Here is a 14,876-nt window from a genome sequence, read left to right as displayed (position 1 = left end):
AAATTGGGTAAAATCGGAATTTTTGGGGGGACATTTGACCCGCCCCATAACGGACATTTATTAATGGCCAATGAGGTTCTTCATTCTCTTAATCTGGACAAAATATGGTTTATGCCGAACAATATTCCACCCCATAAACAAAAGGAGCCGGTGACAGAAACACACCACCGGGTAAATATGCTGAAAAGAGCAATTGAAGGAAATCCATTTTTTCAAGTCCAATTAATTGAACTTGAAAGAGAGGGTCCGTCTTTTACGTATGACACAGTGAAAATATTGAAAGAAAGATATCCAAACGAAGAATTTTATTTTATTATTGGATCAGATATGATTGAAAATTTGCCTCATTGGCATCGAATAGAGGAATTGATGGATATGGTGCAATTTGTCGGCGTGAAACGTAACGGATACTCGAATGAGAGCACATTTTTCGTAAAAGAGGTGGAAGTTCCTCAGTTTGATGTTTCCTCTACAATGATCAGAGAGCGATTGAAAAACGGACAAGCGGTGGACTATCTTCTGCCCAAAAAAGTTATTCAATATATAGGGGAGAATCGATTATATGGAACGTGAAAAAGCGTTAGCAGTTGTGGAAAAGGCGATAACGAAACAGCGTTATCAACATACTTTAGGCGTAATGGAGACAGCCATCAGTTTGGCAAAGCGGTACGGCGCCGATGTGAAAAAGACAGAATTAGCAGCTATTTTTCATGATTATGCCAAATTTCGGCCAAAAGATGAAATGAGAAAAATTATTATTGAACAAAATATGCCGAAGGACTTGCTGGAATATAATACAGAACTTTGGCATGCACCTGTTGGCGCCTATTTAGTCGAGAAGGAAGTCGGCATTTCTGATAAAGAAATTTTAGATGCGATCCGCTACCATACATCCGGAAGAGAAAACATGACTCTTCTTGAAAAAGTGATTTATTTAGCTGATTATATTGAACCGGGTAGAAGCTTCCCCGGAGTCGATGAAGTCAGGGAATTGGCACAAAAAGATTTAAATGAAGCGCTCGTTCAGTCGATATCCAATACGATTGCATTTTTAATGAAGAAAAAGCAGCCGATTTACCCTGAAACGTTTAAAACTTATAATGCGCTCGTAATGAAAAATTGAAGGAGTGAAGTGGATGAATTCGCGTGATATTCTAGCTTTAACTGTTAAAGCAGGCAGCGATAAAAAAGCAGAAGATATCGTAGTATTAAACATGCAAGGAATCTCTCTAATAGCTGATTATTTTATGATATGCCATGCGAATAACGAAAAAAATGTGCAAGCAATTGCCAGAGAAATGAAAGAGAAAGCAGAGGAAAACGGAATTCCCGTCAAGCGTCTCGAAGGGTTTGACGAGGCAAAATGGGTTCTCATTGATTTAGGAGATGTCGTTGCTCATGTTTTCCATAGGGATGAAAGAAGCTATTATAATTTAGAAAAATTATGGGGAGATGCTCCGCGCGAAGAAGTGAGCGAGTGGTTAGCTTGATTTATAAGCATTTTGCATCTGTGTACGACCGATTAATGAAAGATGTTCCTTATGATGAATGGGCGCAATTTTTGCATCAAGCGATTCAACGATATGGAAACGGCGGGAGCCGGGTGCTAGATTTAGCTTGTGGAACAGGAGAAATATCGTATAGGATGGCTGAGCTTGGGTATGAGCTAACAGGTGTCGATCTCTCCGGAGAAATGCTCGCCGTTGCCCAGGAAAAGATGATGAAAAAAGGGTTTGATGCGCTCTTTATTGAACAAGATATGAGGGAGCTTAAAGGCTACAAGCCTTTTGATGCGGTGTTATTAAATTGCGATTCCATCAACTACTTGCTGAAGGAAGAGGATGTGGTCAAAACGTTTCAAGCCGTATACGACCACTTGAACCGAAACGGCTTATTTCTGTTTGATGCCCATTCTGTTCATAAAATGGAGAAAATATTTAAACATGCTGTATTCGCTGATAATGATGAGGATGTCAGCTATATTTGGAAATGCTTTGACGGTGAATATCCAAACAGTGTCATTCATGAATTAACCTTCTTTGTGAACAATGGAACGGATTATGTACGGTTGGATGAAGACCATTATCAAAGAACTTTTTCAATTTCTGAGTACCGACATATGTTGGAAAAGTGCGGCTTTACGATCGTTGACATAACGGATGGAATTTTTCAAAGCCCGGACATCGAGCAGGCGGAACGAATATTTTATATTGCGAAAAAAAGTTGAAACCATCGAATGTAATTTTTTTTCGATGGTTTTTTTCATTTTAGCAGGAATTTTCATGAGCCCTGCAGAATATTATTCATTGTCAAATTGATGCCTCACTTTTTGTAAATCTTCATCAAATTTTGCATGGGTGCTTTGAAATAAATGATGAAACATGTCGCCTAGTTCATTTTCAAGCACTTTAATCCCCTCTCCGGTAACTCCCCCTTTTACGTGCACTTTTTCCTGCAATGTCGGAAGCGTGTAATACCCGCTTTCAAGCAGCTTGCCTATGCCGATCATCATCTCGTTTGCTAATTGAACCGCATCCTCTTTTGAAATGTCTGTTTCCGCCGCAGCAGCTTCAATAAATTTTTGTAGCAAAAAGCTGAAAAAAGCCGGTCCGCAGCTGACGATATCAGATGCAACACGGGTAATGTTATTTTCTATTAAGATTGGCTTTGATATTTTTTCAAACATGGAAAGAATGATATTTCTTGTATGTTCGCTGCATCTATTTCCAAATGTCAGCAAAGCAGCTCCCGCTTTAGCCCTGTTTGTTATGCTTGGTATGACTCGGGCTACTTGGCATGGAACAGCCGATTCGATTTGCTCGACTGAAATCGGGCTCGTAATGGAAATTAAACATTGATGTCCTTGTAAACCAGTTTTCAGTTCCTTTAAAAGGGGGTGTATATCTAAAGGCTTAACGCATAGAAATATGAAATCGCTTTGATGAACGACCTCTATACTTGATGTACAAACATGTATTTCAGGATATTTCCGTTTGATGGCATATGCCTTTTGAATCGTTCTATTCGTTATAAACAACGATGAGGGTGTTGATACTTTTGCCTCGCAAAAAGCTTCAATGAGAATACGCCCCATATTGCCGGTTCCTATAAACCCTATTTTCACTTTTCACCCCTCCTTTTTTTAACATTGTTCTCCTACACGATATGTTCTGCTGCCTTATTTTATGAATGAATATTTAGAAAGGGGAATTCATGTGCATGAACCATTTCCTTTTTATAAAAAAGTATGGGGTTTTTTTGTTAATCATTTTCGCTGCCATTTTGTTTTTTATCATCAACAACTGGCGTGATTCAAACGAGATCGAAGTTTCCGATGAACCATTGCTGGAAACGGATGAACGAACGCCGATGCAAAAAAGCAGAGAAGATGATGACGAAGAAGAGAATGAGCACCGTAACGAACAGACGACGATGATTTATATTGATGTAAAGGGGGCAGTTCGTAAGCCTGGTGTTTATGAATTGCCGTCATCCAGCAGGGTGTTTGAAGCAATCGAAAAAGCTGGAGGAATGAATGACCAGGCAGACAGAAATCGTGTGAATCTTGCCAGAAAGCTAACAGACGGTATGGTTGTTTATGTGCCAAAGCTAGGCGAAAAAATTGACGAAAATGCTCTTATCGATGAAAGCGGCGCAAATGCTGATGCTTCACAAAGACCGCAAGAGAAAGAAAAAATCAATATTAATACGGCGACAAAGGAAGAGCTGCAAAAATTAACGGGAATCGGCCCTGCAAAAGCGGAAGCAATTATCGCACACCGTGAAGAAAACGGGCCGTTTCAAAAAGAAGAGGATTTACTGGAGGTTACCGGTATAGGAGAAAAAACGTTTGAAAAGATCAAAAATGAGATTAGCGTTGACGAACATGAAGACTTGTCGATAAACTGAAAAAGAATGTTTACAAAATTCGGAGGGGTAAAAGTGGATCGAATTTCTTGGAATCATTATTTCATGGCGCAAAGCCATTTGCTTGCGCTGAGAAGCACATGTACAAGACTTGCTGTCGGTGCTACGATTGTCCGCGATAAACGGATTATTGCGGGGGGATATAACGGCTCGATCGCAGGAGGAGTCCACTGTATTGATGAAGGCTGCTATGTGATTGATAACCATTGTGTTCGAACGATCCATGCGGAGATGAATGCGATATTGCAATGCGCCAAATTTGGAGTGGCAACAGCAGGAGCGGAAATTTACGTCACGCATTTTCCATGCTTAGCTTGCACAAAAGCGATTATTCAAGCGGGTATTCAAAGTGTATATTATGCAAAAGATTACAAAAATCATCCATATGCAATGGAATTATTTGAACAAGCAGGTGTTCATATAGAAAAAGTCGCATTCGATGAAACGACTTTGGATTTAAAAAATGAAGAAAAGCGCGAATATGTTGAGCAGCTTTTAAATGCTTTAAAACATCTCGGCGTATCAGAAACGGACTTGAAAAAATGGAATGAACAAGCCCGTCAACTTTTCGGCTGATCTAATCGAAAAGGAGGTTATTTTTTTGAGAGGCCAGTGGGCATATGTCGCGATTTCCGCATTGTTGGCGATTGTTTCCGCTACCTCTTTTCCTTCCCTTCTTCCTTTTTTCATTTTTGCTGCACTTCTTTTTTTCTTATGGCTTCAACATAAAAGGAAATTAGCTTTCATCGTTGCTTGCTCGTTTTTGTTCATGCTTCCATATTTTCATTGGTATGATCAACAAAATAAAACAAATTATCACGAAGGCATGTTATCAGCAAAAGGAAAGGTAATCTCCTCTCCTGAAATCGACGGGGATCTGATGACATTTGCGGTCGAGACGAATCAGGGAGAAAAGCTGACGGCCCGTTATACATTGAAAACAAAACAAGAGATGAAAAGTACAAATAATATACGGCCAGGTGATATATGCAATTTTTCAGGAAAGCTTGAAAAACCGAAAAATAACACAAATGAAAATGCGTTTAATTATAAGCGCTATTTGTATTTTCAGCAAATCCACTGGCTGTATAAGCTCGACAAAATCGGGCATTGTACATATAAGCCGTCATGGAAAGATCATTTGGAAAATTACCGGCAAAAAATGATTGAATGGATTCATCATAAATTTCCAGAAAAAACAGCCGGCTTCGTCCTTGCTTTGACGGTAGGCTATCAGAACAATATTCCAGAAGAAGATCTTGCCGCTTATCGAAAGCTAGGGATTGTTCATATTCTTTCGATTTCAGGTCTTCACGTAAGCATATTAATCGCCTCACTTTACTTCTTCCTTTTGCGGCTGGGCATTTCAAAAGAACAAACCATTATGATTTTGATTTGCTTCCTCCCCTTTTATGCATTGTTAACAGGAGGAGCTCCGCCTGTCGTCCGCGCCTCTCTTATGGCAGCGCTGATCATGGGAGGAACACTTTTTAAACAAAATATGCCCCTTTCTGATTCAATCTCATTCAGCTTTCTTCTCATGACATTTCTTGACCCGTATGAAGTTTTTCATCTTGGATTTCAGCTTTCTTACGCAGTCACATTTTCGCTAATTTTATCAAGACAAATCTTTCAAAAATGCAGGAATTCATTGCAATTGTTGGCAGCAGTTTCATTTGTTGCCCAAACTGCTTCACTGCCGATTATATGCTACTATTTTTATCAATTTTCTCTATTGAGCTTTATCATGAATATTATGTTTGTGCCGCTATACACGTTCTTTTTGCTGCCGCTTACCATGATCACTCTCATTTTAACCGTAATTTCTTCTTCCATCGGTTCAATATTTGTTTCCCTTCTTCACACTTCTTTTACTTTGTCGTCCAAAACAGCATTATTTTTCGGTGATTTGCCTTTTTTCACGATAACAACTGGCAAACCGTCTGTTTTTTTATTTCTGTTGCAATATATCATTTTTATCAGCCTTTTCTTTCAAATGGAACATAAGCCGATGGCAAAATGGGGAAAACCGATATTATGCAGCGGTTTGCTCACTGCATTGCTTTTGATAGCAGGGAAAATGACCATGCCGGGAGAAGTAACAGTTCTTGATGTCGGACAAGGAGACAGCATTTTTATTAGAGAGCCCGGCTTAGGTAACAGTTATTTAATTGATACAGGAGGAATGGCTGTATTTGAAAAAGAAAGCTGGCAGATGCGAAAAAAACCGTTTTCCATCGCATTGGACGTCCTGATCCCTTATTTTCAGTCGAAAGGGGTAGAGGAAATTGAAATTTTGTTTTTAACTCATGGAGACTATGACCATATCGGCGAGTCATTAACCTTAATCAAACAATTTCGAGTAAACAAATTGGTTATTCCAAAATATTTTTCCAGAGAAGAGCTTGAAAAGCAAATAGTAAAAGAAGCGAAAAATCGAGGAATTGAAATATTTGAATTAGAAGCAGGAGATCGGATCACAGGCAGAACAGCTTTCCACGTTCTCTCTCCTTTCACAAAATCGGATTCTAAAAATAATGATTCTCTCGTCCTAATGGCAAAAATAGGCGGGTTGCGCTGGCTGTTTACCGGTGATCTTGAAGAAAGCGGAGAGCGGCACATGATTAAACAATATCCAAAAATGACTGCGGATGTGGTCAAAATCGGGCATCATGGAAGCAGAACTTCGACTAGCGATATATTTTTACAAACAATTGATCCGAAGATCGGGGTCATTTCAGCAGGAAGAAACAATCGTTTCGGACATCCTCATCAAGAAGTATTGAATCGATTAAAAAAACAAAACGTATCCATTTTTCGTACAGATCAAATGGGTGCTGTCCAATACAAATATCGAAAGTCTCAAGGAACCTTTTTATTCTACCCGCCATACGATACATTAACAAAATAGGGCAGTTTTGACAGCTTGAAAATGGAGAGATGATTGGACGGCTGGGTCCGGATTGTACAAGGAGCAAAAAGAAAGAGACTGCCGTTTGCAGCCTCTCTCTTTACGAGCCGATCAATTTAATCGCTGTTGCAATGATAAACAATGTGGCAAAAAAGCCAAAAGAAACAATAAAACCGACGGCAGAATCAACAGCATCATTACGTTTGCTTACATTTTGTTCAAATTCGTTCATCTATACCCCTCCTCATCGTCATAAGTAGTATAAGCGATTTCAGCAAAAAAATCTACATTCTTAAAAATGATTCATGTTAACGATTAACAACTATATTCTTTTTCGAAAGGGAGAATATATGAATGGGTAATCGTTTTTTTGTAAGTGTCCCGGGGCTTACAAAAAACGTTCATATAAATCGGAGGATTGGCTTCGCTGCCAATTCTCCATTATGTTGAAGTGTTGCGAAAAAATTTTTTTCCATATATGATGAATGAAGCACACTTCATTTTTTAGGGGAATCTTAAGATGATTGTCGATTTATGGAATTCATTTAAAAAGAAACAATTTCAGTCTCTTTATTTATTTTATGGAAAAGAATCATTTTTATTAAATGAAACAATTCGCAAATTGTTAACCGAGGCAATTAGTGAAGACGAACGGGAATTTAATTATTCCGTCTATGATATGGAAGAAACAAATATAGAAACGGCTGTTGAAGATGGGGAAACGATGCCGTTTTTAGGTGAACGCAGGATGGTTGTTGTGAAAAATCCTTATTTTTTGACGAGCGAAAAGAAAAAAGAAAAAGTGGAGCATAATCTTAAAAAACTTGAACAATATGTAGAAAATCCTGCCCCGTTTACTGTTTTTGTCTTTTTGCTTCCACATGAAAAAATTGATGAAAGAAAAAAGCTGACAAAACAAATAAAGAAAGCGGCAACAGTAGTTGAAATGAATTCCTTTTCAGAAGAGGAAACAGTCAAATGGATAAAGGAAAAAGCGGAAGCAGAAAATGTGGCGATGGAAAAAGAAGCGATCGATGAGCTTATGGAAAAAACATCTGGCAACTTAATGATCATAGATAAAGAGATGGAAAAATTATGTGCATATGTTGGAAGCGGAAATAAGTTGACTGCAGAAATGGTCAAGCAGCTCGTTGCACGCTCGCTTGAACAAAATGTTTTTGATTTAATTGATGCCGTCGTCAAAAAGAAAACAGAAGAAGCCTTTAAAATTTTTTATGATTTGTTAAAAATAAACGAAGAACCGATTAAAATTTTAAGCCTCCTTACACAACAATTCCGTCTATTATATCAAGTGAAGCAGCTTTCGAAATCCGGTTACGGACAGGATCGGATGGCGTCATCCTTAAAGGTTCATCCGTTTCGCATTAAGCTGGCTTTAAAACAGGAGAAGCAGTTTTCTGCCAGTGAATTGCAGAGCATCATAAAAGCTCTTGCGGAGACAGATTTTGAAATAAAAACAGGAAAAAAAGATAGACAATTAGCGTTAGAGTTTTTGCTGCTGAAGCTGTTTCAGCAAGAAAAAAAGCAATCAACAAGCGGGATAAAAGCTTGATGATTGCTTTTATTTTTATGCTGATAAGCTGTTTAATTTTTTAGCTAAGCGTGATTTGAAACGAGCGGCTGCATTTTTATGAATGATTCCTTTGGAAGCAGCTTTATCAATTTTTTTCGCAGCTACTTTAAACGCTTCTTTTGCTTGTTCAACATCTTTATTTACAACGTACGCTTCAAACTTTTTAATTGCTGTACGCATAGCCGATTTCATTGATGTATTGCGGGCACGGCGTGTTTCATTTGTTTTCATTCGTTTAATAGCGGATTTAATGTTAGCCATTGTTTCACCTCCTACTGACTATATAAAATCAAAGCTGCCGCATTCTTTTTTGGATATAGAACAAAAGTTATTCTATCAAACGGTTTTTTCTTTTGCAATACTAATGTAAATGAAATCCCCCTTTGAAGCTAAGAAATGGGATGAAATGAAATGACTTTGGAAAAAATAGATAAAAATGAACTTGGGGTGACAATGATGAACAATGCGCTTGATTTAAGCAAATATTCAATCAGAACGGATTTGGCGCTTGAAGCGAGAGATTTGGCCCTTGAAAAAAAGAAAGAAATGGAAGGGGTCATCGTTCAAGAAGAAGAGGAAGACGGTATGAAAATTGTCCATATGGACATTACGGATAAAGGTGCTGAGACAATCGGCAAAAAGAAAGGCAAATATTTAACGCTGGAAGTGCAGGGAATCCGCAATAAAGATACCGAACTGCAGGAAAAAGTAATCAAAATGTTTGCAAAGCATTTCAGTTCTTTTTTGGAACAGCTGCAAATTTCTAAAGATGCAAGCTGCTTAGTGGTCGGTCTTGGCAATTGGAATGTCACTCCAGATGCTTTAGGCCCTTTAACATGTGAAAATTTATTGGTCACAAGACATTTGTTTCAGCTTGAACCAGAAAACGTCAAAGAAGGCTATCGACCTGTCAGCGCCCTTGCACCAGGAGTGATGGGGCTAACGGGAATTGAAACATCTGATATTATAACGGGAGTTGTAAAACAATCAAAACCTGACTTCATTATTGCCGTTGATGCATTAGCTGCAAGATCAATAGAGCGTGTAAACAGCACAATACAAATTGCCGATTCCGGCATCCATCCTGGATCCGGCGTAGGAAACAAAAGAAAAGAATTGAGTGTGGACACGATAGGCGTTCCGGTTATATCAATCGGAATTCCGACAGTAGTTGATGCTGTAACGATAACTAGTGATACGATTGATTTTATATTAAAGCATCTCGGCAGAGAAATGCGGGAAGGAAATCGCCCAAAAAATGCGTTGGCTCCGTCTTGGTTTAGCTTTGCTGAAAAAAAGAAGCTGACGGATGAAGATTTGCCTGAGGAAAAAGAGAGAAAGCAGTTTTTAGGGATAATCGGTACCCTGGAAGAAAATGAAAAGAGAATGCTGATTCATGAAGTGCTGAGTCCACTTGGACATAATTTAATGGTAACACCGAAAGAAGTAGATATGTTTATTGAAGATATGGCGAATGTGCTTGCGAGCGGTTTAAACATGGCGCTCCATTCCGCGGTGAATGAAGAAAATACCGGGGCTTACACACATTAAAAACAAAGTAAAAGTTCTATTCCTCCAAGTGCTGTCATACATATTTTGTAGACAAGCCTTGGAGGAGGATTTTCATGAAGCATCGCAGAATGGTCGTAACAGTTGATAGGACAAGCTTAAAAAAAATCATCTTAGCGGGATTTTTTTTAATCATTTTTATGTTTTTCATTACAGGGCTTTTGACGTCGATTAAGATTGAATATCGTCCCGCCTCTAGTTCTATTCATGAAATCACGGGAAATATAAACGGCAGAATGTTTCTTCATTTATTAAACTTTGAAAACCATTATTTTTCTCAAGGATTAGAAGAAAGTAAACCGGATTTTTCAGTTTCTTCCGTCCTTTTTCAATTAACGACAAGCATAAATCCTGATGATCCGCGCAGCTTGCTCGGAAGGGAGCTTCCAGGGTTTACTTTGTTCGATGGCGACATCATTGTGGCTGGAGAAGGGACGAATTATACGAACATGCCGATTGAATCCGCTCCCCCGACAGAAGTGCTTTTAGAGGAAAGGGAAGCTTCGATTGACAAGCTTGAAGATGTGGAAGGCGAGGAAAAGCCAAAACAGTCTCCTAACTTAACAACAAATGGAAAAAAAGTCGTATTTATTTATCATACTCACACGACCGAATCTTATTATCCTTTATTAAATGGGGCAAAATCTCCTTTTCATTCAAAGGCGAATGTCACATTAGTCGGAGAAAAGTTTGGACAGGAGCTTGAAGAAAGAGGAATAGGAGCGGTTGTGGACAAAACGAATTTTCAAACTGTATTAAATGAGAAAAAATGGAAATATTACAAATCATATGATGCATCAAGACCTGTTGTTCAAGAAGCATTGGCAACGAATCGAGATCTTCAATACATTTTCGACATCCACCGTGATTCACAAAAAAGGGATAAAACAACCATTACGATTAATGGAAAGAGTTATGCCAAAATTGCATTTGTGATTGGCGGGAATAATCCAAATGCTGATAAAAATAAAAAAATTGCACAAAATTTGCACAAATTGTTTGAAAAGAAATATCCGGGCTTAAGCCGTGGTGTGTTTTCCAAAAAAGGCGAAGGAGTTAACGGCGTTTACAATCAAGACTTATCAGAGAATTCGCTGCTGATTGAGTTCGGGGGAGTTGATAATAACATGGAAGAACTCAGCAGAACTGTCGAAGCTGTTGCAAACATATTTAGCGAATATTATTGGCAGGCAGAAAAGGTGAGCGGGAGCGTTCAAAACGAGTGACGGCTTGAAAGGAGGAATGTTTGATGGCGAAGTTTATGGCCAAAAGTCTGCTTCTAACCTTCATTATGTTTTTAGGAGTAATAATTGGCATACAGCAAGCGAGCCATGGCATTCAACAAATGAGAGGCTATGAGACGGAAGAGACAGTCGAAGCCGTTCAACTAAAGCAAAAGGACGACGGAAAACTGGAAGCCACGATTTTGGGAAATCAAGTGACAAGCCACGATTTACAAAAAAAGCAGGAGCAACTTGAAAAAATAGAGGCATTCAATTTCTTCTCTCAAATTGGAAAATCGCTTGCGAATCTAGTGCAAAAAGGAACGTCAGCGATCATTGAAGGAATATTGGAGCTGATTGAAGCATACACCTAAACAAATTTAAAAGAAAGACTTGAAGCAATCCGCAGGTCTAGTCTATTTCAAAACAGGGTTCAGACAGTCATTCTGATCCCTGTTTTGCGTATTCAATCACAGAATAAATTTTCATTGAATCTCCAATTTTCTACTGATATAATCAAAGCTAGTGTAGTTGGCTAGTAGGAGTGGTGACAAAAATATGAAAAGGGAAGAAAAATTAGAACGCCAGAAGAGAATTCGCAATTTTTCCATCATTGCTCATATAGATCACGGGAAATCAACACTAGCTGACCGGATTCTGGAAAAAACAGCTGCTGTTACCCAAAGGGAAATGAAAGAGCAGCTGCTCGATTCGATGGATCTTGAACGCGAAAGAGGTATAACAATTAAACTGAATGCGGTTCAGTTATCATATAAAGCGAAAGACGGGAATGAATATATTTTTCATTTAATTGATACCCCTGGACATGTTGATTTTACGTATGAGGTTTCGAGAAGCTTGGCTGCCTGTGAAGGCGCCATTTTAGTTGTGGATGCGGCGCAAGGGATCGAAGCGCAAACGCTGGCGAACGTCTATTTAGCGATTGACAACGACTTAGAAATTTTGCCTGTTATTAATAAGATTGACTTGCCGAGCGCTGAGCCTGAACGAGTGCGACAAGAAATTGAAGACGTGATTGGGCTTGATTCTTCTGAGGCTGTGTTGGCATCAGCAAAAGCAGGAATCGGCATCGAAGAAATTTTAGAACAAATTGTTCAAAAAGTCCCAGCTCCGCAAGGTGACCCAGACGCACCGCTCAAAGCGCTTATATTTGATTCTCTGTATGATGCATACCGTGGAGTTGTTGCTTATATACGCATTTTTGATGGTACGGTAAAAGTCGGAGACCGTATAAAAATGATGGCGACGGGGAAAGAATTTGAAGTAACGGAAGTCGGTGTTTTCAAGCCAAAAGCGCATCCTGTACAGGAGCTCACGGTTGGCGACGTCGGTTATTTAACGGCTTCCATTAAAAATGTCAGTGACACACGAGTTGGTGATACGATCACTAGCGCTGTCAATCCGGCTGCCGAGCCTCTGCCGGGGTACCGAAAATTAAATCCGATGGTCTTTTGCGGGATGTATCCAATAGATACGGCAAAATACAACGATTTACGTGATGCTCTTGAAAAATTGCAGCTGAATGACTCCGCATTGCAATTTGAACCTGAAACATCGCAAGCGCTGGGCTTTGGATTTCGCTGCGGCTTTTTAGGTCTGCTGCATATGGAAATCATCCAAGAGAGAATTGAAAGGGAATTTCATATTGATTTAATTACGACGGCGCCTAGCGTTATTTATCATGTTTATTTAACAGACGGCAGCATGGTTCAAGTTGATAACCCTTCGAACATGCCGGATCCGCAAAAAATTGACCGAATAGAAGAGCCTTATGTGAAAGCCGGGATTATGGCTCCAAACGACTATGTTGGTGCGGTGATGGAGCTTTGCCAAGGAAAACGCGGCCAATTCATAGATATGCAATATTTGGATGAAACGAGAGTCAATATTGTTTATGAAATCCCCCTTTCGGAAATCGTTTATGATTTTTTTGATCAGTTGAAATCAAGCACAAAAGGGTATGCATCGTTTGACTACGAACTCATTGGCTACAAACCTTCAAAACTTGTGAAAATGGATATTCTTTTAAACGGGGAGAAAATCGATGCTTTATCCTTCATTGTTCATCGTGACAGCGCCTATGAACGCGGCAAAGCTATCGTTGAAAAATTAAAAGAGCTTATTCCAAGGCAGCAATTTGAAGTTCCTGTTCAGGCTGCAATTGGAAACAAGGTCATCGCACGTTCAACGATTAAAGCTTTACGTAAAAATGTGTTGTCAAAATGTTACGGTGGAGATGTGTCGCGTAAACGGAAGCTTCTTGAAAAACAAAAAGAAGGAAAAAAACGAATGAAACAAGTCGGCTCTGTCGAAGTGCCGCAAGAAGCCTTCATGGCTGTGCTGAAAATGGATGAAAACCAAAAATGATGTTGACGAGTGCCGCAGCCATTGCTGCGGCATTAGCGCTTTGGAAAGGCAGGAGAATGAAAAATGGCTGAAGCCGCGTATATTCATATCCCGTTTTGCGAACAAATATGCCACTACTGTGATTTCAATAAATTTTTTTTACAAAACCAGCCTGTTGATGACTATTTGCAAGCACTGTGTTTGGAAATGAAAAAGGCAATGGAGGATCAAGTATTAAATGAAGAATTAAAAACGATATTTATCGGCGGCGGTACGCCTACTTCCCTGTCAGCCAAACAGCTCGATTATTTAATGGAGAGCATACATCAAACTTTGCCGATGCAATCCGTAGTTGAATTTACAGTTGAATGCAATCCAGATCAATTAACGATGGAGAAGCTGTCTGTATTGAAAAACGCCGGAGTCAATCGCCTATCCATCGGAGTGCAAGCCTTTCAAGATTCATTGCTGAAAAAAATTGGAAGGACTCATAATAAAGAAACAGTATTTCAAGCAGTTGAACGGGCAAGATCGCTAGGCTTTGAAAATATTAGCATAGATCTTATGTACGGTCTTCCCGGCCAAATGATAGAAGAATGGAAAGAAACTCTTTCCGTTGCATTTTCATTAGAGGTCCAGCATATGTCTGCTTATTCGCTAATCGTAGAACCGAAAACGGTGTTTTATAATTTAATGCGAAAAGGAAAGCTTTTGCTTCCTTCTCAAGAGGAAGAGGCGTTTATGTATGAGACCGTTATGAATGAAATGGAACGGCACGGATACCATCAGTATGAATTAAGCAATTTCGCACGCAAAGGCTTTGAAAGCAAACATAATTTAACGTATTGGCATAATAACCATTACTATGGATTTGGAGCTGGAGCACACAGCTATTTGGACGGGATCCGGCGGGAAAACGCTCGACCGCTGAAGAAATATATTGAAATGATTTATAAAAATAATGGAACGGCTTTTGTTTCGGAGAATATGCTAACAAAAGAAGAAATGATGGAGGAAGAAATGTTTCTTGGATTGCGGACGATCAGAGGGGTTTCCAAAAAACGGTTCCGAGATAAATACGGATTAGATGTTGGGGAAGTATTTGGCCCGCAAATTGAAGAACAATTAAGAAAAGGTCTTTTATCTGAAAGTGCATCACATCTTTTTTTAACAAGAAAAGGAATGCTTTTAGGCAATGAAGTATTTCAAGCATTTCTCGCAGTTAGTTAATTGACAATTCTTCTTTCATTTGATAACTTTATCATAGAATTAGCACTCGAGTAAT

16 protein-coding genes are annotated in these 14,876 nt (G+C 39.1%); 13 read left to right on the top strand and 3 right to left on the bottom strand.

What is annotated here, in order from left to right:
• Positions 1-3: 3 nt before the first annotated feature.
• From NSU19_RS13590 to NSU19_RS13575, 4 genes are read left to right on the top strand one after another with little or no spacing between them, the layout of a single operon-like run.
• On the top strand, positions 4-573 hold the full coding sequence (locus NSU19_RS13590; RefSeq protein ID WP_066250550.1) for a nicotinate-nucleotide adenylyltransferase: 570 nt from the start codon (positions 4-6) through the stop codon (positions 571-573).
• Entirely contained in the window at positions 563-1,123 is a 561-nt protein-coding gene (yqeK, locus tag NSU19_RS13585; RefSeq protein ID WP_339196888.1) for a bis(5'-nucleosyl)-tetraphosphatase (symmetrical) YqeK, read from the top strand. The genes NSU19_RS13590 and yqeK overlap by 11 nt, the downstream gene beginning before the upstream one ends.
• A gap of 13 nt (positions 1,124-1,136) precedes the next feature.
• Complete coding sequence (gene rsfS, locus NSU19_RS13580) at positions 1,137-1,490, top strand: ribosome silencing factor (protein WP_063388012.1); 354 nt, start codon at positions 1,137-1,139, stop codon at positions 1,488-1,490.
• Positions 1,478-2,227, top strand: coding sequence for a class I SAM-dependent methyltransferase (locus NSU19_RS13575; protein ID WP_339196885.1), 750 nt, complete (start codon positions 1,478-1,480; stop codon positions 2,225-2,227). Before rsfS ends, NSU19_RS13575 begins: the two co-directional genes overlap by 13 nt.
• Before the next feature lie 72 nt (positions 2,228-2,299).
• On the opposite strand, the gene comER is transcribed toward NSU19_RS13575, so the two are convergent.
• Positions 2,300-3,124: a late competence protein ComER gene (comER, locus tag NSU19_RS13570; RefSeq protein WP_066250551.1), complete on the bottom strand. Its 825-nt coding sequence runs from the start codon at positions 3,122-3,124 to the stop codon at positions 2,300-2,302.
• A 95-nt stretch (positions 3,125-3,219) separates the two neighbouring features.
• On the opposite strand from comER, the gene NSU19_RS13565 reads away from it, so the two are divergent.
• From NSU19_RS13565 to NSU19_RS13555, 3 genes are read left to right on the top strand one after another with little or no spacing between them, the layout of a single operon-like run.
• A complete protein-coding gene (locus NSU19_RS13565; RefSeq protein WP_339196882.1) occupies positions 3,220-3,909 on the top strand; it encodes a helix-hairpin-helix domain-containing protein in 690 nt (229 codons plus the stop codon).
• 33 nt (positions 3,910-3,942) lie between these two features.
• On the top strand, positions 3,943-4,503 hold the full coding sequence (locus NSU19_RS13560; protein WP_063388016.1) for a ComE operon protein 2: 561 nt from the start codon (positions 3,943-3,945) through the stop codon (positions 4,501-4,503).
• 25 nt (positions 4,504-4,528) lie between these two features.
• Positions 4,529-6,838, top strand: coding sequence for a DNA internalization-related competence protein ComEC/Rec2 (locus NSU19_RS13555; protein WP_339196879.1), 2,310 nt, complete (start codon positions 4,529-4,531; stop codon positions 6,836-6,838).
• Between the two features lie 100 nt (positions 6,839-6,938).
• Here NSU19_RS13555 and NSU19_RS13550 read toward each other — a convergent pair whose 3' ends face one another.
• Entirely contained in the window at positions 6,939-7,070 is a 132-nt protein-coding gene (locus NSU19_RS13550; RefSeq protein WP_065095531.1) for a YqzM family protein, read from the bottom strand.
• 288 nt (positions 7,071-7,358) lie between these two features.
• On the opposite strand from NSU19_RS13550, the gene holA reads away from it, so the two are divergent.
• On the top strand, positions 7,359-8,411 hold the full coding sequence (gene holA, locus NSU19_RS13545; protein WP_063388017.1) for a DNA polymerase III subunit delta: 1,053 nt from the start codon (positions 7,359-7,361) through the stop codon (positions 8,409-8,411).
• A 15-nt stretch (positions 8,412-8,426) separates the two neighbouring features.
• Here the strand turns inward: holA and rpsT are convergent, their stop codons facing one another.
• Complete coding sequence (rpsT, locus tag NSU19_RS13540) at positions 8,427-8,693, bottom strand: 30S ribosomal protein S20 (protein WP_063388018.1); 267 nt, start codon at positions 8,691-8,693, stop codon at positions 8,427-8,429.
• A gap of 195 nt (positions 8,694-8,888) precedes the next feature.
• Between rpsT and gpr the strand changes: the two genes are divergently transcribed.
• The 5 genes from gpr to hemW all read left to right on the top strand — a co-directional run bounded on the left by gpr (position 8,889) and on the right by hemW (position 14,821).
• Positions 8,889-9,983, top strand: a complete 1,095-nt coding sequence (gpr, locus tag NSU19_RS13535; protein WP_063388171.1) for a GPR endopeptidase — start codon at positions 8,889-8,891, stop codon at positions 9,981-9,983.
• A 74-nt stretch (positions 9,984-10,057) separates the two neighbouring features.
• A complete protein-coding gene (locus tag NSU19_RS13530; RefSeq protein WP_311066343.1) occupies positions 10,058-11,227 on the top strand; it encodes a stage II sporulation protein P in 1,170 nt (389 codons plus the stop codon).
• Positions 11,228-11,250: 23 nt separating this feature from the next.
• Positions 11,251-11,598: a DUF3679 domain-containing protein gene (locus NSU19_RS13525; protein WP_063388020.1), complete on the top strand. Its 348-nt coding sequence runs from the start codon at positions 11,251-11,253 to the stop codon at positions 11,596-11,598.
• A 184-nt stretch (positions 11,599-11,782) separates the two neighbouring features.
• Positions 11,783-13,612, top strand: coding sequence for a translation elongation factor 4 (gene lepA, locus NSU19_RS13520; RefSeq protein WP_311066342.1), 1,830 nt, complete (start codon positions 11,783-11,785; stop codon positions 13,610-13,612).
• A 63-nt stretch (positions 13,613-13,675) separates the two neighbouring features.
• Positions 13,676-14,821 carry a radical SAM family heme chaperone HemW gene (gene hemW / locus NSU19_RS13515; RefSeq protein ID WP_339196875.1) on the top strand — a complete coding sequence of 382 codons (1,146 nt, stop codon included), beginning with the start codon at positions 13,676-13,678 and terminating at the stop codon, positions 14,819-14,821.
• The last annotated feature ends 55 nt before the right edge of the window (positions 14,822-14,876 follow it).

This window comes from Aeribacillus sp. FSL k6-2211, from assembly GCF_037966125.1.
Taxonomy (GTDB): domain Bacteria; phylum Bacillota; class Bacilli; order Bacillales; family Aeribacillaceae; genus Aeribacillus; species Aeribacillus composti.
Note: the sequence above shows the minus strand (reverse complement) of the source record. Positions and strands in the feature narration are given on the sequence as shown.

What these genes read in the sequence shown, in the direction of transcription:
- yqeK (WP_339196888.1), top strand. Translation starts at nt 563, where the DNA reads ATGGAACGTGAAAAAGCGTTAGCAGTTGTGGAAAAGGCGATAACGAAA.
- rsfS (WP_063388012.1), top strand. Translation starts at nt 1,137, where the DNA reads ATGAATTCGCGTGATATTCTAGCTTTAACTGTTAAAGCAGGCAGCGAT.
- NSU19_RS13565 (WP_339196882.1), top strand. Translation starts at nt 3,220, where the DNA reads ATGAACCATTTCCTTTTTATAAAAAAGTATGGGGTTTTTTTGTTAATC.
- NSU19_RS13550 (WP_065095531.1), bottom strand. Translation starts at nt 7,070, where the DNA reads ATGAACGAATTTGAACAAAATGTAAGCAAACGTAATGATGCTGTTGAT.
- holA (WP_063388017.1), top strand. Translation starts at nt 7,359, where the DNA reads ATGATTGTCGATTTATGGAATTCATTTAAAAAGAAACAATTTCAGTCT.
- rpsT (WP_063388018.1), bottom strand. Translation starts at nt 8,693, where the DNA reads ATGGCTAACATTAAATCCGCTATTAAACGAATGAAAACAAATGAAACA.
- gpr (WP_063388171.1), top strand. Translation starts at nt 8,889, where the DNA reads ATGAACAATGCGCTTGATTTAAGCAAATATTCAATCAGAACGGATTTG.
- NSU19_RS13530 (WP_311066343.1), top strand. Translation starts at nt 10,058, where the DNA reads ATGAAGCATCGCAGAATGGTCGTAACAGTTGATAGGACAAGCTTAAAA.
- NSU19_RS13525 (WP_063388020.1), top strand. Translation starts at nt 11,251, where the DNA reads ATGGCGAAGTTTATGGCCAAAAGTCTGCTTCTAACCTTCATTATGTTT.
- lepA (WP_311066342.1), top strand. Translation starts at nt 11,783, where the DNA reads ATGAAAAGGGAAGAAAAATTAGAACGCCAGAAGAGAATTCGCAATTTT.
- hemW (WP_339196875.1), top strand. Translation starts at nt 13,676, where the DNA reads ATGGCTGAAGCCGCGTATATTCATATCCCGTTTTGCGAACAAATATGC.